Annotated in this window: 24 protein-coding genes and 1 tRNA gene; 12 read left to right on the top strand and 13 right to left on the bottom strand. The window is 65.0% G+C overall.

The genetic code is table 11. The annotated features are described in order from the left end of the window. Positions 1–34 precede the first annotated feature (34 nt). Genes H1B27_RS21945 through H1B27_RS21930 form a run of 4 tightly spaced genes read right to left on the bottom strand, consistent with a single transcriptional unit; the run spans position 35 to position 2,579 of the window. Entirely contained in the window at positions 35–544 is a 510-nt protein-coding gene (locus tag H1B27_RS21945) for a DoxX family protein (protein WP_197967529.1), read from the bottom strand. Beyond that, a complete protein-coding gene (locus H1B27_RS21940; RefSeq protein ID WP_197967490.1) occupies positions 544–1,323 on the bottom strand; it encodes an HvfC/BufC N-terminal domain-containing protein in 780 nt (259 codons plus the stop codon). Before H1B27_RS21940 ends, H1B27_RS21945 begins: the two co-directional genes overlap by 1 nt. Then, positions 1,313–2,230 carry an MNIO family bufferin maturase gene (gene bufB / locus H1B27_RS21935; RefSeq protein WP_197967489.1) on the bottom strand — a complete coding sequence of 306 codons (918 nt, stop codon included), beginning with the start codon at positions 2,228–2,230 and terminating at the stop codon, positions 1,313–1,315. Before bufB ends, H1B27_RS21940 begins: the two co-directional genes overlap by 11 nt. A gap of 43 nt (positions 2,231–2,273) precedes the next feature. Further along, positions 2,274–2,579 (bottom strand): BufA1 family periplasmic bufferin-type metallophore, encoded by a 306-nt coding sequence (locus H1B27_RS21930; protein WP_061879360.1) that lies wholly within the window; start codon positions 2,577–2,579, stop codon positions 2,274–2,276. A gap of 305 nt (positions 2,580–2,884) precedes the next feature. Here H1B27_RS21930 and H1B27_RS21925 point away from each other — a divergent pair, with 305 nt between their 5' ends. The 3 genes from H1B27_RS21925 to H1B27_RS21915 all read left to right on the top strand — a co-directional run bounded on the left by H1B27_RS21925 (position 2,885) and on the right by H1B27_RS21915 (position 6,954). Then, positions 2,885–4,981: an adenylate/guanylate cyclase domain-containing protein gene (locus tag H1B27_RS21925; RefSeq protein ID WP_197967488.1), complete on the top strand. Its 2,097-nt coding sequence runs from the start codon at positions 2,885–2,887 to the stop codon at positions 4,979–4,981. A gap of 80 nt (positions 4,982–5,061) precedes the next feature. Continuing rightward, positions 5,062–5,646: a HutD/Ves family protein gene (locus H1B27_RS21920; protein WP_197967487.1), complete on the top strand. Its 585-nt coding sequence runs from the start codon at positions 5,062–5,064 to the stop codon at positions 5,644–5,646. Between the two features lie 117 nt (positions 5,647–5,763). Next, positions 5,764–6,954, top strand: a complete 1,191-nt coding sequence (locus H1B27_RS21915) for an adenylate/guanylate cyclase domain-containing protein (protein WP_197967486.1) — start codon at positions 5,764–5,766, stop codon at positions 6,952–6,954. A 467-nt stretch (positions 6,955–7,421) separates the two neighbouring features. Here the strand turns inward: H1B27_RS21915 and H1B27_RS21910 are convergent, their stop codons facing one another. Both H1B27_RS21910 and H1B27_RS21905 read right to left on the bottom strand, forming a co-directional pair. Next, positions 7,422–7,601 carry a hypothetical protein gene (locus H1B27_RS21910; RefSeq protein ID WP_197967485.1) on the bottom strand — a complete coding sequence of 60 codons (180 nt, stop codon included), beginning with the start codon at positions 7,599–7,601 and terminating at the stop codon, positions 7,422–7,424. A gap of 201 nt (positions 7,602–7,802) precedes the next feature. Then, on the bottom strand, positions 7,803–8,171 hold the full coding sequence (locus H1B27_RS21905) for a rhodanese-like domain-containing protein (RefSeq protein ID WP_197967484.1): 369 nt from the start codon (positions 8,169–8,171) through the stop codon (positions 7,803–7,805). Between the two features lie 518 nt (positions 8,172–8,689). Between H1B27_RS21905 and H1B27_RS21900 the strand changes: the two genes are divergently transcribed. The 3 genes from H1B27_RS21900 (at position 8,690) to H1B27_RS21890 (ending at position 10,198) form a co-directional block, all read left to right on the top strand. After that, positions 8,690–8,914 (top strand): hypothetical protein, encoded by a 225-nt coding sequence (locus H1B27_RS21900; protein WP_061879354.1) that lies wholly within the window; start codon positions 8,690–8,692, stop codon positions 8,912–8,914. Position 8,915: 1 nt separating this feature from the next. After that, positions 8,916–9,128: a hypothetical protein gene (locus H1B27_RS21895; protein ID WP_197967483.1), complete on the top strand. Its 213-nt coding sequence runs from the start codon at positions 8,916–8,918 to the stop codon at positions 9,126–9,128. A 272-nt stretch (positions 9,129–9,400) separates the two neighbouring features. Then, positions 9,401–10,198: an adenylate/guanylate cyclase domain-containing protein gene (locus H1B27_RS21890; RefSeq protein ID WP_197967482.1), complete on the top strand. Its 798-nt coding sequence runs from the start codon at positions 9,401–9,403 to the stop codon at positions 10,196–10,198. A gap of 69 nt (positions 10,199–10,267) precedes the next feature. On the opposite strand, the gene H1B27_RS21885 is transcribed toward H1B27_RS21890, so the two are convergent. Beyond that, positions 10,268–11,254, bottom strand: a complete 987-nt coding sequence (locus H1B27_RS21885; RefSeq protein WP_197967481.1) for an MBL fold metallo-hydrolase — start codon at positions 11,252–11,254, stop codon at positions 10,268–10,270. 84 nt (positions 11,255–11,338) lie between these two features. On the opposite strand from H1B27_RS21885, the gene H1B27_RS21880 reads away from it, so the two are divergent. The 3 genes from H1B27_RS21880 to H1B27_RS21870 all read left to right on the top strand — a co-directional run bounded on the left by H1B27_RS21880 (position 11,339) and on the right by H1B27_RS21870 (position 13,719). Then, entirely contained in the window at positions 11,339–12,277 is a 939-nt protein-coding gene (locus H1B27_RS21880) for a LysR family transcriptional regulator (RefSeq protein WP_197967480.1), read from the top strand. A gap of 120 nt (positions 12,278–12,397) precedes the next feature. Beyond that, on the top strand, positions 12,398–13,339 hold the full coding sequence (gene ku, locus H1B27_RS21875) for a non-homologous end joining protein Ku (RefSeq protein WP_197967479.1): 942 nt from the start codon (positions 12,398–12,400) through the stop codon (positions 13,337–13,339). Between the two features lie 56 nt (positions 13,340–13,395). Continuing rightward, positions 13,396–13,719: a hypothetical protein gene (locus tag H1B27_RS21870; RefSeq protein WP_246515595.1), complete on the top strand. Its 324-nt coding sequence runs from the start codon at positions 13,396–13,398 to the stop codon at positions 13,717–13,719. Here the strand turns inward: H1B27_RS21870 and H1B27_RS21865 are convergent. After that, positions 13,658–13,927: a hypothetical protein gene (locus H1B27_RS21865; RefSeq protein WP_061879348.1), complete on the bottom strand. Its 270-nt coding sequence runs from the start codon at positions 13,925–13,927 to the stop codon at positions 13,658–13,660. The genes H1B27_RS21870 and H1B27_RS21865 overlap by 62 nt on opposite strands. Positions 13,928–14,175: 248 nt before the next feature. Here H1B27_RS21865 and H1B27_RS21860 point away from each other — a divergent pair, with 248 nt between their 5' ends. Beyond that, positions 14,176–14,652, top strand: a complete 477-nt coding sequence (locus H1B27_RS21860) for a DUF3833 family protein (RefSeq protein WP_197967478.1) — start codon at positions 14,176–14,178, stop codon at positions 14,650–14,652. 502 nt (positions 14,653–15,154) lie between these two features. Here the strand turns inward: H1B27_RS21860 and H1B27_RS21855 are convergent. Continuing rightward, a complete protein-coding gene (locus tag H1B27_RS21855) occupies positions 15,155–15,505 on the bottom strand; it encodes a hypothetical protein (RefSeq protein ID WP_197967477.1) in 351 nt (116 codons plus the stop codon). A gap of 994 nt (positions 15,506–16,499) precedes the next feature. On the opposite strand from H1B27_RS21855, the gene tenA reads away from it, so the two are divergent. Next, the gene (gene tenA, locus H1B27_RS21850; protein WP_197967476.1) at positions 16,500–17,174 is read left to right on the top strand and encodes a thiaminase II; all 675 of its coding nucleotides are present in this window, start codon (positions 16,500–16,502) and stop codon (positions 17,172–17,174) included. Between the two features lie 213 nt (positions 17,175–17,387). On the opposite strand, the gene H1B27_RS21845 is transcribed toward tenA, so the two are convergent. Together H1B27_RS21845 and H1B27_RS21840 are read right to left on the bottom strand one after the other, a co-directional pair. After that, positions 17,388–17,463: transfer RNA gene (locus H1B27_RS21845), tRNA-Ile, on the bottom strand. Between the two features lie 328 nt (positions 17,464–17,791). Next, positions 17,792–18,766 carry a Bug family tripartite tricarboxylate transporter substrate binding protein gene (locus H1B27_RS21840; protein ID WP_197967475.1) on the bottom strand — a complete coding sequence of 325 codons (975 nt, stop codon included), beginning with the start codon at positions 18,764–18,766 and terminating at the stop codon, positions 17,792–17,794. A gap of 106 nt (positions 18,767–18,872) precedes the next feature. Between H1B27_RS21840 and H1B27_RS21835 the strand changes: the two genes are divergently transcribed. Then, positions 18,873–19,847: a TAXI family TRAP transporter solute-binding subunit gene (locus tag H1B27_RS21835; protein WP_197967474.1), complete on the top strand. Its 975-nt coding sequence runs from the start codon at positions 18,873–18,875 to the stop codon at positions 19,845–19,847. A gap of 107 nt (positions 19,848–19,954) precedes the next feature. Here H1B27_RS21835 and H1B27_RS21830 read toward each other — a convergent pair whose 3' ends face one another. Both H1B27_RS21830 and H1B27_RS21825 read right to left on the bottom strand, forming a co-directional pair. Continuing rightward, positions 19,955–21,169, bottom strand: coding sequence for an ABC transporter substrate-binding protein (locus tag H1B27_RS21830; RefSeq protein ID WP_197967473.1), 1,215 nt, complete (start codon positions 21,167–21,169; stop codon positions 19,955–19,957). 100 nt (positions 21,170–21,269) lie between these two features. Beyond that, positions 21,270–22,163, bottom strand: coding sequence for a substrate-binding domain-containing protein (locus H1B27_RS21825; protein WP_197967472.1), 894 nt, complete (start codon positions 22,161–22,163; stop codon positions 21,270–21,272). Positions 22,164–22,167: the final 4 nt, after the last annotated feature.

Raw genomic sequence — 22,167 nt, 5'->3', positions numbered from 1 at the left:
GGTCGTGCGTGTGGATGCACGACATCGCGCGCGCTCATCGCCCGCGCGACCGCGCGCGACAAACGAGATGGTCGAGCGAGATGTGCCCCGGCCCGTGAGCCATGATGCCCAGCGCCATGGCGGCCCAGGTGAGATGGATGGGCCAGCCATCCGGCACCGTGAGCTCCACGATCAGCGTCATGAACAATAGCCCGAGCGCCGCGAACCGCGTGCCCAGTCCCAGCACCAGCAGGATCGGGAGCATGATCTCGCCGGAGCCCGACATGAAGGCCATCACCGTCGGTGCCGGAAAGTGATAGGGCCCGCCCGGCAGATGCAGCATGAACTCGTCACTGAACAGCGTCACGGCGGTGTCGTTGAGCCTGAGGAAGCCGTCCCATTTGAGCATGCCCGAGCGCCAGAACGGCACGGCCAGCGCGACCCGCAGCACAAGCTGGACCAGCGAAGGAACGGCAATCATTTGCACCAGATGATTGGCCCTGTCGACGAGCAGTCCTGGCGAGAGCGAGCCGCTGTCGGTGCTCATGTGCTGGTCCGTGATCATCATTGGTCTCCGCAAGCGAGCGAGGTGAAGGCGCCGGCCTCGATCAGTCCGGCGATGTTCGCGGCGATGTCGAATTCGCTTGAGGCTTCCAGCGCCGACGACGCGGCCTCGCCGAGCGGCCGCCCCGAGATCAGGCGGTCTGCGAACACTGCACCGCCCGGCGGAAGGCGGCGCACGGTAACGTCGAATTCGGGGCGCGTGATCAGGGCATCCTCCGGCGTGGAGGCATCGATGCGCGCGACCGGCGCATCGTCGCGGTTGGCGGCAAAGATCGTCACGGCCGCGTATTGCGAGCGAAGGCATCGTGCGGCCGGGTGTGGAACGAACACCAGATCGGCCAAACGGTTGGGCGTCACCGCCGACAGCCGGGCCGGCGACAGCGGAAGCGCGTCGGCAGCGTGATAGGCATCGAGCCAGGCGCGTTCGATGCGGGCGACGTCGGGGAGCCAGGGCATGGCCTGCGCATGCTCATACCGCGCCATGAAGTCCGGGAAGTCGCGGCCGTATTCGAACAGCAGCGGCGAGGCCGGCGGATTGCTCCGGACGTGGGAACGCGCCATGGCGCGGAAGAAGTCGGCGCCGGTGATGCGCTGCACTGCCGGATAGATCGCGGCCAGTGCGTCGATCAGGCTGACCGTGACGTTGTTGCGGTAGACGTCGTAGCGCCGGCCGGCGGCCTTGCCGTTCGGGCCGGTCACGCCGTCGGGCGTGCTGCGCGCCGGATCCAGCAGCGCCGGCGCGAACGAAGCGGCGAATGACAGGCCGGCTTCATGCGGCATGACGCTCTCCTGCCGGCACGGCGGACTGATGACGGTCGAGGATCGCCTGGGCCGCGATGGCTTCCGCCTGCAGCACCGGCCAGTCCGGTATCTTGCTGTCCCACTCGATCAGCGTCGGCACCGCGCCGCGGAGCCGGATCACGATCTCGTAGAGCTTCCAGACGGCGTCCGCGACCGGACCGTCTTGGCTGTCGATCAACAGCAGGTCGCCTTCGTCGTCGGCCTGCTCGGCATGGCCGGCGAGATGAATTTCCCGGACCTGCGATAGCGGGAAGTTCGCGAGATATTCAAGCGCCGAGAAGCCATGATTTGTCGCGGAGACGAACACGTTGTTGACGTCGAGCAGCAGGCCGCAGCCGGTGCGCTCGGCAACGGCGCGGATGAAATCGGTCTCGCTCATCGAGGACTCGCGAAACGCGACATAGGTCGAGGGGTTTTCCAGCAGCAGTGGGCGGCGGATCGCCTCCTGCACCTGGTCGATGTGATCGCAAACGCAAGCCAGCGTCGCCTCGGTATAGGGCAGGGGCAACAGATCGTTGAAGAAGCTGGTCTCATGCGTCGACCAGGCGAGATGTTCGGAGACCAGCGCCGGCTGGTAGCGTGCGACCAGGCCGCGGAAGCGCGCCAGATGCGTCTTGTCGAGCGGCCGGGGCCCGCCGATCGACATGCAGACGCCGTGCAGCGAGAGCGGATGGTCGCGCCGGATCGCCTCCAGCGCACGATGCGGTGGGCCGCCGGCACCCATGTAGTTCTCGGCGTGGACCTCGAAGAAGCCACGCCGAGGTCCGCCCTCGAGGATTGCGGGGAGATGCTCGGGCTTGAAGCTCGTCCCGGCAACGCCGCCGATGGGCGTTGCGAAGCGGAGCGGCACGGCCGCAGGTCCGGTCGACTTGGTCACCGTGCTCATCGTGCTGCTCCGTTCGTGCTTGCCGGCGACGTCGCGCCGGCCGTTACACCGGCTTGAGCGAACCTTTCTTGCCGTTCGGCAGCTCGATACTGGTGCAGGTGCCGCCCTGCACGAATTTCCAGGCGTTGCCCTGGAAGTCGACAGTCGAGGTGCCCTGGCAGGTCGTGCCCGGGCCCGCCGCGCAATCGTTCTGGCCCTTCAGTGCGACGCCGAAGCACTTTTCCTTCTTGGCGGCGACAGCCGCATCGCCCTCGGCCTTCGTCAGTGGCCCGGCGGCGGCAAGGGTCGCAAGCGCGGTCGACATCGCGCCGGCGAGGACGAGAGAGGTGACAGCATGTTTGGCAGACATCGAGTTCTCCTGTTCGAGATGGCATCGCCTGATAGGCGGCTGCGCATGATCTCTTTCGCTCCGCTCGCCACCTGCGTTACCCGCAGGCCGCTCACGAATGCGTGAGACCGATTGGATCGGGCGCACGGGCAGTGCGCTCGAGCGGGGATTAGCGGGCAAGCGTCGGCTCGAAGCCAATGCCCAGCTTCTATCGAGATGGTAGCCAGCGGGCATTGGCTGCGCGCGCTCGCTCCTGCCAGACGTAACGAACGAGCGCCGGCGGCGTAAGACATGTCAGTGACTCGCAACGAGGCGCGAAAGCAGCGATGAATGTCGATCCCGAACGACGGCTTCGTGCGATCGCAGGGCTGACGGTCAGCATCCGCCTTGCGGTCTCCGCGCTGGTCCTGGCGGCAATCCTGTTGACGGCCGCGCTGTCGAGCCTGTTGTGGTGGCGCACGGCGGAAGCGACCAGCCGGCAGCTCGCCTCGACCATCAACGAGCAGATCGTGGCGGCCGTGCGCAAGGAGGTGTCGGCCATCGTCGACGAGGCGCGCGCCGCCCATACTGCGATCCGCACGCTCTTCCTCCAGAACGTGCTCGACACCCGCGAGGCCGACAAGCGCGAGTTCGTCTTTCTCTCGCAATTGCAGTCGCAGGCGACGATTTCCTGGGTCGCGTTCGGCTGGCCCGACGGCTCCTTCTTCGCCGCGCACAAGCTCGGCGATCGCCGGTTAGAGATGATGGAGATTTCGCTGACCGACCATGCCGGCCAGCGCCGCGTCGATGAGTATGACGTGGTGCCCGGCGACATCGAGTTCGCCAACCGCCGCTTCGAGCCGACCTCGTTTCACGTCGCCGACCAGGCCTGGTTCAAGGCCGGGCTGACCGCGGATGATCCGCAATGGTTCAGGGTGCTGGACCATGCGACCGGCGTGCGGCCGTCGATCGCCTTTGCGGGGCCGATCGATGTCTATCAGGAGCGGCAAGGCGTACTGGCCGTCGTCATCGAATACACCAGGCTCGCGCGCTTCCTGTCGCAGCTCGAGGTCGGACGCACGGGAACCGCCTTCATCGTCGATGGCAGCGGCGAACTCGTCGCGGCGCCGGACAAGGAGGCCGACGAGCTCCATCCGGCGCGTGGCGACACTGCGCTGCTGCCGCTCGCGCGCCTGGCGCTCGGCAAGGCGGGTGAGGCAGGCGGCAGGGAGGCCTGGCGGAGCCGGCTCACGTCGGGCGGCGCCGCCTATGAAGTCGCGCTGACGCCGCTGCCGTTTCCCGGCTGGTCGCTCGCGACCGTGATCCCCGAGGCCGAGTTTCTCGGGCCGGTCGAGACGACGCTGCGGCGCCTGATCCTTGGCCTTGCCATCGGCGCCGTGCTCGCGGCGCTGGCCTCGGCGATGCTGGCGCGCTCCGTCATCGCCGCGCCGCTGTCACGCGTCGTCGGCGAGCTGCGCCATGTCGAGGCCTTTGCGCTGGAGCAGGTCCGCCGCCATCCGTCGCGGCTCAGGGAGATCGCGAGCCTGTCGGGCGCGATCGCCGAGATGGCGGCCGGATTGTCCGCCTTCCGCAAGTTCATCCCGGCGGATCTCGTCCGCGGCCTGCTGCGCCAGGGCGTCGAGGCGAGGCCCGGCGGCAGCGTCCAGGAGCTCAGCGTGATGTTCATCGACATTGCCGGCTTCACCGGGCTGTCCGAGCGGCTGGGCGACCGCGTGGTGCCGCTGCTGTCGCGTTATCTCGACATCACTTCGGAGATCATCGTCGCCAATGGCGGGACCATCGACAAGTTCATCGGCGATGCCGTGATGGCGTTCTGGGGCGCGCCGCAGCCGCAAGACGATCACGCCGCGCGATGTTGCCGTGCCGCGCTCGCCTGCCGGAGCGCGATCGAACAGTCGGGCCTCGTCGACGACCTCGGCCAGCCGCTCCAGATCCGCATCGGCATCAATTCCGGCCGGATGCTGGTCGGCAATATCGGCTCGGAGCTGCGGCTGAACTACACCGTGATCGGCGATGCCGTGAACGTCGCCAGCCGGCTCGAAGGCGCCAACAAATCCTACGGGACGCAGATCCTGATCGGTGCGGCGACCGAACGTCTGGCGCGCGGCGTCGTCATCACGCGCGAGGTCGACAGCATCGCGGTCTACGGACGCGAGGAGGGGATCTCCGTCCACGAACTGATCGGGATTGCGGGCGAGACGGCCGATGATAGTGCCGCGATCGGCTGGATCGCGGACTACGAGCGCGGCCTCGCCGCCTATCGTGCGCGCCGGTTTGCTGATGCGCTCGCCGATTTCGAAGCGGTGCTGAAACGGCGCAGCCACGATCGTCCGGCCGCCTTGATGCGCGACCGCTGCCGGCAGTTCGCCGCGAGGTCGCCTGATGACGCCTGGCGACCCGTGGCGGCATTGACGTCGAAATAACAACGTGAACCCAATTCGAGCTTCAGCGGCTGACGTGAAAACCGGTGGCAAAGCCGCTCCATCCCGCGCATGATGTGGACATGAAAACCACACTGCTCAAGCCTGACGACTACACCCGCTCGCCCTGGAAGAACGGCGGCGGCATCTTCACCGACATTGCGGACGCTCATCGGGACGATGCGACGCAGAAGGGCTGGGACAGCCTCCTGTGGCGCTTTGCTTCGACGCCGATCGTGGCGCCCGGTCCCTTCTCCTACATGCCCGGTATCGACCGCTTGCAGATGGTCGTCGATGGGCGCGGGCTGGTGCTGAAGTCGCCCACGCAGGCATTCGACGAACGTGAACCTTTTACGACCGTGCGCTTCACCGGCGAGATCGAGATCGTCACCGAGCTGGAGGCCGGTCCTGTCGAGGTCGTGAACCTGATGGCGCGGCGCGGTGCGGCCGAGATTGATCTCGTCGCGCTCAGGGAGCCCGGCGAGCGGCCGCTCGCGGTGGGCACCCATCTCGTCTACGCCGCGCGCGGTGAATGCCGCATCCGTCTCGACGGCGAGAATTTTACGGTTCCCAGCCAAGGCACGCTGAAGGTCGAGCTGACGGAGCCGGCGATGCTTGCGCTCGTGTCGGGCCTGATGGTGCTGGGATCGATCCGGCTGCTCGCTTAGGCGGCCGCTGTGCCTGTCGCCTGCTGCGCACAATCCATGCAACTGGCCAGGTTGACGCCGCCGGGCCGGAGCATGATATCTGCTTCGGTAGCAGACCGCAGCTCGTAGGGGCAGAATATGACCGCGCCAGACAATCTTGCCCCCACGCCTGCCGACGGCGTCATCGACTGGCTGACCAACGGTACGCGCGACGAGCGCTTCATCGACGACATCTTCGCGCAGATGTGCATCCGCCTGCAGCAGGCCGGCATTCCCGTGAAGCGGGCGACGCTCCACGTGTTGATCAATCACCCGCAATGGCTGGGGGCCCGCATGATGTGGTCCGACGGGAGCCGCGAGGCCGAGATTGCGCTGGTCGACTATGAAGTGCGCGAGCGGCCCGAATATATCGGCAGCGCCGCCCACGAGATCCATGACGGCGCCACCGAGCTGCGCGAGAGGCTCGAGCAGGATTCCTCGCTCGGCCGCAAGCACGCCCTCTATGACGAGATGCGCGCCAAGGGCCTCACCGATTACGTCGCCTGGCCGCTCTACCATACGCTCGGCAAGCGGCACATCGTCACCTTCGCGACCGACCGGCCCGGCGGGTTCGACGATGCGCATATCGCCGGTCTGAAGAAGTTGCTGCCGGTGCTGGCGCTGGTCAGCGAGATCCGCATCAAGAACCGCCTGGCCCGCACGCTGCTGGAGACCTATGTCGGCTCCCATGCCGGCGAGCTGATCCTGGCCGGCGCCACCAGGCGCGGCACCGGCACCACGGTGCGCGCCGCTATCATGATCTGCGATTTGCGCGATTTCACCAAGATCTCCGACAACTGGCCGCGCGACGACGTCATCGACCTGCTCAACGACTATTTCGACGCGATGTCGGAGCCGATCGCGCGGCACGGCGGCGAGATCCTGAAGTTCATCGGCGATGGACTGCTCGCGATTTTTCCGCTCAGCTCGCCCGACGCCTGCGCGAACCTGCTGCATGCCGTGACCGAGGCCCGGCAGGCCATGGCCGCGCTGAACGAACGGAACAGCGGCACCGGCCGTGCGCCGCTGAACTACGGCATCGGGGTCCATGTCGGCGACGTCATGTACGGCAATATCGGATCGACCAGCCGGCTCGACTTCACCGTGATCGGCCCGGCTGTCAACATGGCCTCCCGCCTCGAGGCGCTGACCAAGACGATCGGCAAGAAGGTGCTGCTGTCGCGTGCCTTCGCCGAGCTGGTGGAGAAAGAGTTCGCGCTGGAGCATGTCGGCCGGCACGAGGTGCGCGGCTTCAACGAGCCGATCGATCTGTTCGCGTATCCGGAGTGAGGGCGCGACGTGCGCCCGCGCCTATTTGCGGTTCGTTCCCATCGTGCCGGCGCCCGGTGCGTTCATCTGGCCGCCCTGGCTTTGCCTTGTGTCGTTGTCGCCGGGACGCTCTGTCTTTGATTTCGCCGGTGCGCTCGAGCCGCCGCTGTTGGCGTCCGATGACGTGTTGAGGCTCGATGCGCCCGCGCCCGTCGCGCCGCCTGTTCCGGTTGCATCGATGCTCGATCCGGTTCTGGAAGCACCCGCGCCGCCTTGGGCGAACGCGGAAGGTTGAGACGCGAGAGCTGCAACGAGCCCCGCAAGAACAAGCGCTTTCATGTTCGCTCCTTTCGCTCGCGGTCAGGCGGCCCCGGCCGTCCGGGAGCGGTTCATGCCGGGGCCGCCATTGCCGGAACAAGTGGGATCCGGCGCGGGCCAATGCGCGGGAACGCCTGGTCGTTCCAAATCCTGCGGGGCGGCGGCTGGCGCTAGGCCGACCAGCGATCCTGCTCTTCCCGGTGCGCGTGCTCGTTCAGCCGGTCGGCGATCTCATTCGCAATCTGCTCCGATTCGGCCTCGGCGACGGGCTCGCCCTTGTGCGTCTTCAGCTTGTCCTTGTCGGCTTCGATCGGGAAATCGTCGGGCTTCAGTTCGTTATCCCTGCTCATGGCGCGCCTCACGCGGTTCTCGGCAGAGGGAAAACGCGCGTGAAGGCGGATCGTTGCGTCAAAGATGAAGCTTCGATCGACCGAGCAAGTCAGGCGCCGCCGATCGCCCGGGGCGCAGCACCAAGGTCCGCGCCCCAGATCGATCGTTCATGGCCGTGATGTGCAAGCGCCAGGAAACGGGAACCGCGCTGCCTGTTCCGCCTATTTCTCGACCGCCCCCGACCAATCCTTGAAGCCGCCGACGTTGTAGACCTTCTCATAGCCCATATCCTTCAGCACCTTCCCGGCCAGTGCCGATCTGCCGCCGGATGCGCAATAGAGGATGACGGTCTTGGTCTTGTCGAACGCCTTGTCGTGATAGGGCGACTCCGGATCGGCGCGAAACTCCAGCATGCCGCGCGAGACGTTCACGGCGCCCGCGATCTTGCCGCTGGCGGCGACTTCCGGCGCATCGCGAACGTCGACGACCAGCGTGTCGCCGCTTCTGATCATCTCGGCCGCCTGATCGGAGGTGATCTTCGGGACCGCCGCGTTCGCAGCTTCCAGCATTTGCTTGACACTCGTTGCCATGGCTTCTCTCTCCTGCCGCCCCCGCGGGAGGATAGCACAACGCTTTTCGCTGCGCCTCCAGTCGATCGACGCCGCGCCGGGCAGACCGGCGTTAGCCGGCCCGTCAAGTGCCGGGCCGCGCGTCGTGCAGATGCGCAATTGAGGGCGCCTTGGTGAAAGAGATCGCCGCGCAGGACTCGTAGACTGGCTTCGTTGGCGGCTCAGACGACGAATGCCGCCCGCGTCATCGGGAGGCGAGGCAAGCCCCGGTGCAACAGAAGAGGTGATCGGCGACATCAGGCGCGACGACGAGAGGAGACGTCAATGCCAACCTGCTCCGCAAGTCTTCATGGTCGAACCGGAAGCTGTGCCGTCTGCGACGGCCGGTTCGGTCTTGTCAGGTATTACGTGTGGCGCAAGCCGCTCTGCTCGAAGAAGTGCGTCGAACGTCTCGCGACCCGCCGCCGCGACGACCGCGACTGGTTCGGCCGTGTCCCGATCGCCGTCGACCTGTCTCCAGAGAACCGCGCGAGGATGCTATGACCCTGCAGATGTCACGACGAGGCAAGCAATACATGGAAACGGCGCAGAGCCTGCTGCGCGCTGCGATGAGCATGACCGACGAGGTGGTCGCGACGCGGCTGAAGCTGCTCGCCGATGACTATCAGCGCCGCGCCGAAAAGGCCTCGAGCGTCGATGCCGCCAAATCGGTGACGCGCTCGGCGGCCAGGCCCGAATACGATTGGTCGAAGGAGCTCGCGTGAGATGATCAGGATCATCGCCGTGCTCTGCAGCCTCTCGTCTCCGACCGACTGTCATGAACAGATCGTCACGACCTCGGACTTCGCCGACGTCACGATGCAGTCCTGCCTGATCGGCGCGCCGCAGCTCGCCGAATGGATGGCGCAGCATCCGGCCGAACGTCTGGCCGGGTGGCGCTGCACGATCGGCAAACAGGGCGGCGGCAGGGGAATTTAGCTGCCAGCCTGGGGGCGCAGGGCAATCGCAATGGCATCTCCTCAGGGGGAGGCCGAGCGGCATCGGTGCCCGCTGAAACTGCTGCCGCGCACTCCATCCTCATCCTGAGGGCCCGCCAACGGCGGGCGTCTCGAAGGATGGCCAAAGCGACGTCCCTTCCACATGCGATTGCTCTGCAGGGCGGGGGCGGGACGGGGAGTCCGGTTGCCAACGCCGGGTCGTGCGGCTAGCTTTTGCGACAAGCTACGCAAACGGTCTTTGGCCGCACATTCATGCCGAAATTCCTTCGCATCGGTGTCCATCAGTCCAACGTCTCCGGGTACACGTCGAAGGCGTGGTGCGTCCGGCGCGTTGGCTCGGCGGTCTTCCTGAAATGGGGCGCGGTGGAGGTGCATGGCGCCGGTGCCGGCCGCAAGGTCTATTGGTCGCGTCTGCCGCAGGAGAAGACGGTCCGTTGCGGCACCGCGCAGCGCGCGCAGGACTACACGAAGGCAGCGATCGCGCGGCGCCGCAATCATCGCTATGAGCCGCTGACCGGACCCATCGCGAACCGGCGCCCCTCGGCCGCACGCAGCGCCGGGCTCAAGCAGGCGCTCGCCACCATCCTGATCGTCGACATCGTCGGCTCCACCGCGAAAGCCGCCAAGCTCGGCGATGTGCGCTGGACCAAGGTGATGGGTCACTATTACGCCGCCGTCCGCAAGGAGCTGAAGACGTGCGGCGGCAAGGAGGTCGTGACCACCGGCGACGGCGTGCTCGCGACGTTCAAAAAGCCCGCCGCCGGCATCGCCTGCGCGACCGCGATCCAGCAGGCCATGCGCACGCTCGGCCTCGAGATCCGGGTCGGCCTGCACGCCGGCGAATACACCATCAGCGGCGGCGAAATGGTCGGCCTCGCCTTCCACATCGGCACCCGCGTCGCCGCAAAGGCGCGCGCCGGCGAGGTGCTGGTGTCGAGCGCGGTGAAGGAACTGATGACGACGCAGGCGGCGATCAGCCTGAGGGATCACGGCGTGCACCGGCTCAAGGGCGTGCCGGAGAGGTGGAGGTTGTGGCGGGTGGAGGGGTGAGGTGCAAAGGAGCACGGCGCGTGATGCGCGTGTCACCCCGGATGACGGCCTTGGCATCTTTGCGCTTGCTCAGCCTTCGAACCGCCAGTTCGCCGTCACCCAGCGATAGCCGCCGTCCGTTTTCCTGATGTTGCCGATGCCCGGAAACGGAAAATGGAACCCGAGCACCGGGATGCGGTCCGCCGCGGCGCGGTCGAACAGGCGCCTGCGCGATTGCAAGGCGGTATCAGGATCGAGATCGGGGCCGGGCCGCCAGGCATTGTCGATGTTGAGCAGGGGGCTATACGCGGCATCGGACGTGATCAGCAATTGCTGCGCACCGGAATGCACCAGGATCGCCGACATGCCCGGCGTGTGGCCGCCGGCGGCGATCGTCGTGAGGCCCGGCAACACTTCGCTGCCCGGCCGGTACAGCACGGCAGACTTGGCCACCGGCGCCACGCTGCGCTTGATGTTGGCGATGAAGGTGCGCCGGAAGTCTTCCGGCATCGGCAGCCGCGACAGATCCGGCTCGCCCCGGATGAAGAAGGCGAAATCGTCCTCGGGAATATAAACGGCCGCCTTCGGAAAGGCACTCGATCCATCGGGGCGGCTGAGATTGCCGACGTGATCGGGATGGGTATGCGTGATCACGATGGCGTCGATGTGTTCGGGCTCTACGCCGATCCCCGCAAGATTGCGGAACAGATGTCCGCCGTCGGGGCCGAGGGTTTGCGCTGCACCGGCCTCGATCAGGATTTTCCTGCCGCCGGTTTCCAGCAGAAGCGTGTTGAGGTTGAGCCTGAAAGTGTCGGTCGGCAGGAACGCATCGCTCAACGTCCTGCCGAGTTCCTCCGCCTGCGCGGTAGAGGCGTAGATGCGCGGATTGCCGCTCAGCGTGCCGTCGCTGACGACGGTTGCCTTGATCTCGCCGACCCGGAAGCTGTAGTGGTCGGAATTGGTCTTAGGCGCCGGCGTTTGCGCGATCGCGGCCGGCATGCCCAGCAGCGGCGTCATCGCTCCGGCCGTGCTGCCGGCGAGCAGGAGGCGGCGACTGATGTTCAGATGGAATGGCATGACGACTCCTCCGGCCTGGCGGCGATGGCAGGCTGTGTACGCCCACCTGGCGTCATCCACAAATATCATGATAGAAATTGCATTATGCGTTCAATGGATTTGGCGAAGGTCGATCTCAATCTGCTCGTGGTGTTGCATGCGCTGCTCGAGACCGGCAGTGTCACGCGCGCCGCCGAGCGTCTCGGCAGCAGCCAACCGGCGATCAGCCGTGCGCTGGCCAAGCTGCGGCGCCTGTTCGGGGACCGGCTGATGGTGAAGGCGGCAAGCGGCATGATGCCGACGCTCCGTGCCGAGGCGATGCGCGAGCCGCTGGCGACCCTGCTCGGCGGCGTCGAGACATTTCTCCACAAGCCGAAGTTCGATCCGTCCGCCACCGACCGCGTCTTTCGCATCGCGACGACCGATTATGGCGCGCTCGCCATCCTGCCCAATGTCGCCGCCCGCTTTGCGCGCGAGGCGCCCAATGCGGCGATCGAAATCGTCAGCTTCTCGCGTGATGTGTTTCGGATGCTCGCCGACGGTCAGGTCGATTTCGTGCTGTATGCCGATAATCCGGTGGCCGGGTCGTTTCGGGCGCGCGAGCTGTTTCGCGAAAGCTTCGTGACGCTGGTCCGGCAAGACCACCCTTTGCTCAAGGAGATGCGCGGGGCGAAGGACGTGCTGCCGATCAAGCTGTTCACGTCCTGGCCGCACATCGTGGTCAGCATTTTCGGCGGGCAGGGCGGGCCGATCGATACCGCATTGGCCGAGCGCGGCTACAAGCGGCACGTCGCGCTGCGTGTTCCCTATTTCGCAACGGCCGCGGTGATCACGGCCGCGTCGGACTACCTGGTGACCATGCCCTCGCGGGCGGCCCGGCAGCTCGCGCCGCGGCTCGGCCTCGCGATGCTGAAACCGCCGGCGCAGGTGACGCCCTACGGCTATCGCCTGCTCTGGCACGAGCGAAGCCACGACGATCCTGGCGCGATCTGGCTGCGCCGGCTCGTGATTGATGGCGTCAAATCGGGGGGAGCGCGGGCCTGACCCCAAAAATGGAGCAAGACGCCGCAAGGCGTGCTCGTCATGAATGTTGCTCCTGATGTCGGAACCCAGGCCGGCCGTTCGTCTTGAATCCGAGCCGCCTCGAACCGGAGTTCTGCGTACATGGCCCCGCGCGCCAATTGGAAAGGCTTCCTGAGACTGTCCCTCGTCACCTGTCCTGTGGCGCTCTATCCGGCCACGTCCGAGAGCGAGAAGATCTCGTTCAACCAGCTCAACCGGCAGACCGGCCACCGCATCAAATACGTGAAAGTCGATGCGGACACCGGCGACGAGGTGCCGAACGAGGACATCGTCAAGGGCTACGAGTTCGAGAAGGGCCAGTACATCGAGGTATCGAAAGAAGAGCTCGAGGAGATAGCGCTGGAGTCCACGCGCACCATCGAGATCGACGAGTTCGTCGCCAGGTCGGACATCGACGCACGCTATCTGATCCGCCCCTATTACATCCGGCCTGACGGGAAGGTCGGCCACGACGCCTTCGCGGTGATCCGCGAGACCATCCGCGAGATGGACAAGGTCGCGATCGGGCGCGTCGTGCTGACCAACCGCGAGCACATCATCGCGCTGGAGCCGATGGACAAGGGCCTCGTCGGCACCCTCCTGCGCTACCCGTACGAGGTGCGCAGCGAGCAGGACTATTTCGACGACATCCAGGACGTGAAGGTCACCAAGGACATGCTCGATCTCGCCATGCACATCGTCAACCAGAAGGCCGGGCGATTCGAGCCCGAAAAGTTCGAGGATCAGTACGAGACTGCGCTGATCGAGCTGATCAACGAAAAGCGCGCCGGCAAGGTCATCCGGCCGAAGGAGCGGCCGAAGGGCGAGAACGTCGTCGACCTCATGGAGGCGCTGCGGCGCAGCGTCGGCAAGGAAGCCGGGAAGGAGGCCGCGGCTGCGAAGGCAGGCAAGCCGGCGAAGAAGCCGAGGAAGGCGGCGGCCGGCCAGAAGGAGATGCTGATGCCGATCGCAGGCAAGAAGGCGGCCGCCAAGGAGACGTCCGCGAAGAAGCCGGCCGCAGGGGCACGGCGAAAATCGGCGTGAAGCATCCGGTGACACCGGATGGACGCTACTTCGTCGTCCGCGGTCGCCTGTGGCGAATGGCCAACCCCGATCTCGCGGAGGATGAGCGCGGAAGCCTGGTGAAGCGACTGATGGCGGCCAGGCGCGCCGTGCGCGACGCCAAGGCGGACGAAGACCCGGACGCGGCAGTGGCCGCGCATCGTGCGGTAGACGAGGTCAAGCGCGCGCTGGGGGAGCGCGGCCCGGTCTGGTGGACAGACGGCGCGCCGGACTTCAATCGCCACATGGCAAAGAACACGCCCTATGCCGCCTGGTACGCGAAGGTCCTTGCCGCAGGCCTCAAAGGCCCTCGTCGGGGCACTCCGGACAGGTATCGCCGATCGAATCGAGGACATCGTTGATCTCCGCGACGGCCTGATCGGCAGAGACGCCGTCCGGCGGATCCTGCCGCGCAAGCGCGACCGCGCGTTTCCGAGCGTGCGGGTCGGCTCGATCCCTGGTCCAGCCGTGCTCTTCACATTCGTTGATGGCGCCAGCCTCGTGCAGCACGTGGATGGCCCATCCGCGCAGGGTGCGGATCGCCGGCCGTCTTTCCCTCGTCATCAGCATGCGAGATTTCTCCTGCGGGGCGAATCCATGCGCCCGCTCGCTCGTTCCCGGCGGTTAACACGGGTCAGGGATTCCCAAACGGCAGGGCTAGGTTTGTCCACGTGTTCCGGAGGGCCTGTGGAGAATGCGAGGTGTTGCGGCTGACTCTGCATGCGTTGCAAGTACTCAGCAGAGCCAAGCAGGTTTCCTCCTGAGGAACCTGGTGCTGAGAGGCGACTTATGTCGGCATCGGTTTCGGAGGAAAAGCCATGGCCATTGATGCGTTCGCTGGCACCACGCCGGTGTTTCTCCCTGAGCAGTTCTTCGTTGGCCGCTTGGAAGGATGGGCGGTGGTCGAAAGCCTCGTCGGCGGGCTTTTGAAGCGGGCGACGATCACGGCTCATGGCGAGCTCGACGCGGACACCGATACTGTCGTCCTGACCGAAACCTACACCTTCGATGACGGCCACAGCGACACGCTGCGCTGGACGATCCACAAGCTGGGCGACGGTCAGTACACCGGCCATGAAAATCGCCTGGAAGGCGAAGCCACCGGCGAGCAGGCCGGTTGTGCATTCCATTGGAAGTACACGCGCGACACGCCCCAGAGCGATGGCAAGTCGTTCAAGCTGAACTTCGATGACTGGTTCTATGGGATCGATGATCGCGCGTGCATCGTTCGCGGAAGCGCCGGGCGTGCAGGCATCCCTTTCGCGACGGCGCATGTGACTTATCGGAAGCTATAGATTTGGGCTCGGCGGTGACAGTACACTCAGTCGGTGCGAAGCGGCAATTTAGTGCACTGTCACCGTAATTCCGCGGGTTTTGAGATCGTAAAGTTTGCTGTTAGCTCGCATCGAACTATCCTTTCTGATGCTGTTTGGTGGGTTGCCGTCGGTGGTGCGCCGACGGGATCGTCCATCGCCGCGCGGAAAACGAGACGAATTGCCGTCGCGATTCATAAGCGCGGCATAGGTGGAGATTGCACTTCAAGGCTTTCGATGAGCCCGGAGTGACGACCTTGAACGCCTCCGCGGGTGGCTCCTGCTACGGTCGATCGTTAACCGTGCCACTGCTGCGGCTATTCATCGCGGCTGGCAGAAAGAGAGTGCGTCTCGACATCCATAAGTTGTGCATTACGATCTAAGCAACGCCGGGAGAAGGCACACTCAGCGATGTAGGTAGTCTAAGGGGGCAGGCATGGTTCGCAACGCAATACCTAGAGGGTGGGATCGCATCACCGCACGTCTATCGGTCGCGATGTGTCTTACGTTCTTCGGAATGGTAGAGGAAAGTCATGCTCGCGATATCGGCGCACTCGGGGGCGGCGGTGGAGCGCCCTTCCGAGCGGCATGTCGTCCTAATGACGTCGCCATCGGTCTCAAGACGAACAGCGGCAGTGCGCTCGATGCTATCCAGCTCATCTGCATCGGTCTCGACGGGCAAAAAAAAGGGTGGGGAGGAGGCCCCGCCGATCGCTACTACTCGACGATGCCCGGCGGCTCCGGCGGACGCTGGGCTCAGCAATTGGTATGCAAGCAGGATCACGCGATAAGACACCTCCATGTCTTTATGGACGAGCATAAGATAGTGAATCATGTCCGTATGACATGCCAGCACCTGGCTACAGGTGGTTCGCACGATAGTGTGCCGCAGCACATCGGCGGTGAGGCAATAGGCGACGTGCGCTTCTCCTGTGGTCAGGATGAGTGGGGAACTGGAATTTACGGACGATCCGGAAACCTTATCGACCAGCTTGGGTTGAGCTGTGAGAAGCTGGCCAGTGCGACTCCGCCTTCACCTCCATCTGGGCCTAAGGGGCCGCCGCTCAAGGGGCTTGGCAGGGTCTATTCAGCAACCGTGCTTCAAGATGTCGACGTATACAAGGCTCCCGGCGGCGTTGGCACGCCCTTTGGCCGCCTGCAGGCCGGCCAAACTGTACTTCTCCGCACAAGAACATGCCCGGACAACTGGTGCCGCGTCCACGGTACAGCCGTGCCAGATGGAAGTGGGTGGGTGTACAATGGCCCCGACTTCACCTCGCTCAGGTTTTGACGCCTAGCCTATCGGGTTCGTCCTGACTGCCCTAAGCGGTGTGGAGCCGTCGCACATTGCGGCGATCTCCTCGTTGCCCGGACGGCATCCCAGATTGAAGCCCATCTCGGTCGCCGGCTTGCCAATGTCGAACGGGTAGCCAATGCAGTAGCCCTTGCGGACCGCTGAACATGGGCGGCGAGGGTGGGTGCATGCCCCAAAATAACGCTTACAAATCAATGACCACGAAATCGCGGTGAGTGCACGTAAGATTATGATATTGCTCGCGGATTTGAGAACCTCCGAGCGCACCATAAGCCCACAACGCAGTACGTTGTCAGGGCGGACCCCACGCTGGGGGATCGGGATAGGGCAGGTACTTTCTGTTGGTGATAACGTGAGAACGCAAGTCGGCCTCGACAATCCTAGCGAGCAACGGCAAGCGATTTCGGGGCCGGCTGATCGCGGCGATGTGTCGTGATCAACCTCCACCCGGTTCGCAGCACTATCGGCAGCGAGCCAAAGACGTTCATGGGAAAACAAGCCAGGCAAAAAAATCGTGAGTTTCTTCGAGCGTCTAAAGATAGAAGCGTCCGGCGAGTGGCGGGCCTATACAGAGCATCCCTTCACGAAGGGGCTGGCGGACGGCTCGCTTCCCGAAGCGGCGTTTCGTCACTACCTCGCTCAGGACTACCTATTCCTTGTCGAGTTTGCTCGCGCTTACGCGCTCTTGGTCTACAAGTCGCCCAAACTTGCCGACATGCGTGAAGCGGCGGCCGGCCTCTCGGCTATTCTTGACGTCGAGATGAACCTGCATGTGAAGCTCTGTGCCGGTTGGGGTCTTTCCGCGAGCGACCTTGAACAAACCTCTCCCGCAGTCGAGATGCTGGCCTACACACGCTACGTGCTCGACGCGGGAATGCGCGGTGATCTGCTGGCACTCAAGGTGGCACTTGCCCCCTGCGTGATCGGCTACGCCGAGATCGCAACGCGGCTCGCCTCGCACCCCGACGCGAACGCTGCGACGAACCCCTATCGCGTTTGGATCGCCGAGTACGCCGACGTGCCATACCAGGAGGTCGCGACGAAAGCACGGGCGCACCTGGAGCATCTCGCCGATCTCTACGCCACGCCGGCCCGCGAGGCAGAGCTGATTGCGATCTTCAAGGAAGCCACCCGGCTCGAGGCAGACTTCTGGGAGATGGGCTGGCGCGCGGGCCAGTCTGTTGAATAACCCTCGGCAATTTGTCAGGCTCTTAATCGGCGGCTCTATCGGAGCATCTCCAACCGATGGGTGGGCGACGATTACATTCACCACCACCCAAGTCGGTCTAGCGCCATCGAGCGGATTTGCGGTGCGCGAACTTGCGCACGAACGAAAAGTGGACGTATCTGGTGCGGTGGTCGCGCTGAGGGCAACGAAGACAAAGCAAGATACTGATATTCTTGGTGGGCCCGGCAGGACTCGAACCTGCAACCAGACCGTTATGAGCGGCCGGCTCTAACCATTGAGCTACAGGCCCCGCCGCGAGGCGGTCGCGTCAGGGGCGGCCGGCAACGGTGCGCGGTTCGTTTACAGGGCCTGAGGCGGGGGTGCAATGCTGGCTGTGGCGGATGGGAACGCCGTTAGGGCAGCATAGGTCATTTTCGAATAACCGAAATTCTCGATGATGCCTGTATAACCCTGTTTTGCCCGACGAAGCAAACCGCTTTTCGAAGGATTTTTCGACGTGGGCGGTAACCCATTGAAATAACTGGCCTCGTCTACTGTGCATGGGGTTGTTTTCGCAACTTTGTTCGAGAGGGCCTGTCGGCCCCCTCGAACGTGGTGCGGCCGAGCACGGCGGCTGCCTAGTCCACCGAGACCCCGGCGAATTCCACCACCTTGCGCCACTTCTCGGTCTCGCTCGCGACCAGCTTGCCGAACTCGGCCGGCGTCATCGGCTTGGGGATGCCGCCGGTCTCGGCGAGCTTTGCCACCAGCTTCGGATCCTTCAGCGCTTCGCCGACGGCCTTGTTGAGGATCTCGATCACTTCGGGCGGGGTGCCCTTCGGCGCGGAGATGCCGTAGAAGCCGACCGATTCGAATCCCGGCACGGTCTCGGCGATCGCGGGCACGTCGGGCACGCTCGGCCAGCGTTGCGGCGAGGTCACGCCCAGCGCGCGGACGGTGCCGCCCTTCACCTGCTCCATGGCCGAGGGCAGATTGTCGAAGATCAGCTGCACCTTGTTGGAGATGATGTCGGGGAAGGCGATGGCCGAGCCGCGATAGGGCACGTGCACCATGTCGCACTTCGTCATCACCTTGAACAGCTCGGCCGACATGTGCACCGAGGTGCCGTTCCCGGAGGAGGCATAGGAGATCTTGCCGGGGTTGGCGAGGCAGTAGTCGATGAACTCCTTCACCGTCTTCGGCGGGAACGCGTTCGAGACGACCAGCATGTTGGTGAGCTGCATGATGCTGGCCACCGGCACGGTGTCGCGCAGGAAGTCGAACGGCAGCTTCTTGTAGAGCGAGGTCGAGATCGCGTTGTTGGGCGCGACGAACAGCAGCGTGTAGCCGTCCGGCGGCGAATTGATCGCGGCGGCGGCGGCGATGTTGCCGCCGGAGCCGGTGCGGTTCTCGACGATGACCTGCTGGCCGAGCCGCTCCGACAGCCACTGCGCCATGATCCGCGCCACGATATCGACCGGGCCGCCGGCGGAAAAGCCGATCAGCCAGTGCACGGGGCGGTCGGGATAGGCGGCGGAGGCGGGAGGGGTGGTGCTGAAAAGACCTAAGAGAACTGCGAGTCCGAAGAAACCGTGACGCAAGATTCGCAACATGACACCTCCCATTGCTTTATTGTCGTTGGCTGCATGCTTTCACAAAATCGGGTCGCTGCCTATATCGTCGCAAGTCGGTGTTGACGCAGGTCCGCCAGGAGCGACCATGAGATTCGCGATGACCCTTCTCGGTGCGGCGCTGCTCGCAAGTCCCGCTGCCGGCCAAACCGGAGGCGCGGCCATTCCGACCACGACGATCAGCCAGACAGTCAGCCTCGGCACCGCGACGCCCGGCGGCGGCTTCCCGCTCTACGGCAACGCCTTTGCGGAGGTGATGAACGCGGCCGATCCGCAAATGTCCATCGCTCCCCGCAACACCAAGGGCAGCAACGAGAACATCCCGCTTTTGGAGAAGGGCGAGCTCGATCTCGCGCTGGTCGCGGGCGAGCCGGCTTATGAGGCCTTCGCGGGCATCGGCCGCGCGCCGGTTCGCTTGAAGATCCTCACCGCGATCTATTCCAACCCGGGCATGTTCGTGGTGCGCGCGGATAGTCCCTACAGGACGATCCGCGATCTCGTCGGCCAGCCCGTCGCGTTCGGCGCGAAAGGCTCAGGTCTGCCGATCCTGGCGCGCTACGTGCTGGATGGGCTCGGCCTGAAGCAGGACGAGGACTTCAGGGCGGTCTATCTCGACCGCGCCGGCGACGGTCCGGCGATGGTGGAGGACGGCCGCGTCGCCGCGCTGTGGGGCGCCGGCATCGGCTGGCCCGGCTTTGCCGCGGTGGCATCGAGCGCCTCAGGCGCGCGCTTCATCGCGCCGAGCACTGAGGAGATGACGCGCATCCGCGCCAGGCACGCCTTCCTCAAGCCGCTGCTGGTGCCGGCGAACAGCTATCCGAACCAGACCGCGCCGATCGCCTCGCTGGGGTCGTGGAGCTTCATCCTCACGCGCGAGGATCTCCCCGATGACGTCGCCTATCGGCTCGCCAGGACACTGCACGGCATCGAGGCCGCATTCTGCAAGAAGCTCGCGCAAGCCTGCGAAACCACCGCGTCAAACACGATCGCCGCCGCGCCGAAGGCGGAGCTGATCCATCCCGGCGTGATGAAGTATTATCGAGAGATCGGGGTGGTGAAGTGACGGTCGCGTAAGCGACCGTCATTCCGGGGCGGTGCAGAGCACCGAACCCGGAATCTCGAGATCCCGGGTCTGGTCCTTCGGACCATCCCGGGATGACCGCTACGCGGTCACTTCTTCACCAGCGCGCAGGCCGGGTCCGGCGGGCCGAACGCCTTGTCGCCGGAGATCGTGGTGAGGATCTTGTAATAGTCCCACGGATATTTGCTTTCCTCCGGCGTCTTCACCTGCACCAGCCAGAGGTCGTGCACCATCAGATTGTCCTCGCGCAGTTTGCCGTTGCGGGCGAAGAAATCCTCGATCGGCTTCTCGCGCATCTTGGCGGCGACCTTGAGCGGATCGTCGGTGCCGTCCGCCTTGATGGCGTTGAGATAGTGCATCACGCTGGAATAGACGCCGGCCTGCCACATCGACGGCATCTTGTTCATCTTGGCGAAATAGCGCTTCGACCATTCGCGGGTCTTGTCGTCCATGTCCCAGTAGAACGAGGTGGTCAGCAGCAGGCCTTGCGCGGCCTGCAGCCCGAGGCCGTGGATGTCGGTGATCAGCGCGAGCAGCGCCGCCATCTGCTGGCCGCCCTTGAACACGCCGAATTCCGAACCGGTCTTGATCTCGTTCATGTTGTTGGGGGGACCTGCGGCAATGCCGATGATCTTGGCCTTGGAGGCCTGGGCCTGCAGCACGAAGGAGGAGAGGTCGGGCGTTGCCAGCGGCGGCCGCACCGAGCCCAGCACCTTGCCGCCATTGGCGGTGACGACGGCGGATGCATCGCGCTCCAGCGAGTGGCCGAAGGCGTAGTCGTCGGTGATGAAGAACCAGCTGTCGCCGCCGCGCTTGACCACCGCATCCGCGGTGCCGACCGCGAGCGCGCGGGTGTCGAACACCCATTGGATCGCGTAAGGCGAGCAGAACTTGCCGTGGAAATCCGCGGTGCCGGTGGAATGGGTGATGAACAGCCGTTTCTTCTCATTGGCGACGTTCTGTACCGCGAGGCCGACGGCGGAGACTGGCACGTCGACGATCAGATCGACCTGATCGACGTCGTACCAGCGCCGCGCGATCGTGCCGCCGATATCGGCCTTGAGCTGGTGGTCGCCGATCACGACGCTGATCGGCTTGCCGAGTACGGTGCCGCCGAAATCGTCGATCGCCATCTGCGCCGCGGTCACCGAGCCCTGGCCGGTCGGCGCGGAGGCGGGACCGTTCATGTCGGTGAGCACGCCGATCTTGACGACGTCGTCGGAGACCTGCGCCATTGCGGCACCCGGCAGCAATGCCGTCACCAAGGCAGCCGCGACCGGCAGTCCAAATCTGGTTGGATTCACGCTTGTCCTCCCCTGAGCCGGCTCGTTGGCCGCTGTTGCATCCGGGTATGGCCCGGCTGAATTGGTTTCTTTTGCAACTATTCGGGGGTGGGCGTCAACGTCAGGCCGCGAAGCGGATCTGTCCTGCGGGCGAGGGATCGTAGCCGGTCAGTTCCTCGGCGCGCTGGCGCAGCCGCCGCTCGTTCAGGAAGCGGATCACGGCCTGCATCGCCGGGCGGAAATAGCTGCGCTGCCGCATCGCGAGGTCGAGATTCTCCCAGACCAGCGGCACGAAATCGAGACCGGCCGAGCGCGCCGCGGCGCGCGTCGCGATGCCGCAATCGGCCTGGCCGGCGCGGACCAGTTCGGCGAGATCCGGCCCGGTCAGGGCCGACGTTTCGATGCGGCGCAGATCGCGCGTCGAGGCGCCCGCGCGCTTCAGGAGCACGTCGAGCAGCATCTGCGCGCCCGTGCCCTGTTGCCGCATCGCCATCCGGGCGCCGAGTGCGAGCACGTCGGTCAGGCCGTGCAGGTGCTTGGGATTGCCGTGCGGCAGCACCAGACCCTCTTCGCGGCGCACGAACGCGACCAGCACCACATCATGCAGGTCCGGCGTCGCCCGCAGGGCTTCGATATTGGCATCGCTGGCGAGATCGTCCGAGGGGGTCAGGGAGTGGAAGTGCACCGCCGCAGCCATCACCTCGTTGCGCTGCAGGCGCTCCAGCCCGCGCGCGCTGCCCTCGCTCATCGATCCCAGACCAGAGCCGGATTCGCGCAGGCTCCAATCCAATAGTTCGTCCTGGCTGCCGCCGACGACCGGCGGCGGCTCCGCGATCAACATGCCGGCCGGACGTGCCAGTCCCGACAGGACCCAGAGGTCGAGCTCGTGCCGCGGGAAGAGCCATTTCCCCGTCACTTTGGTGCAGGGGATCGCACCGGTCGTGACAAGTTCGTAAAGCTTGCGTTCGCCGAGCCGAAGATATTCGGCGGCTTCGCTGGTCGTCAGGAATTCCATCCTG

Source organism: Bradyrhizobium diversitatis (genome assembly GCF_016031635.1).
In the GTDB taxonomy this organism is placed as follows: Bacteria; Pseudomonadota; Alphaproteobacteria; order Rhizobiales; family Xanthobacteraceae; genus Bradyrhizobium; species Bradyrhizobium diversitatis.
Note: the sequence above shows the minus strand (reverse complement) of the source record. Positions and strands in the feature narration are given on the sequence as shown.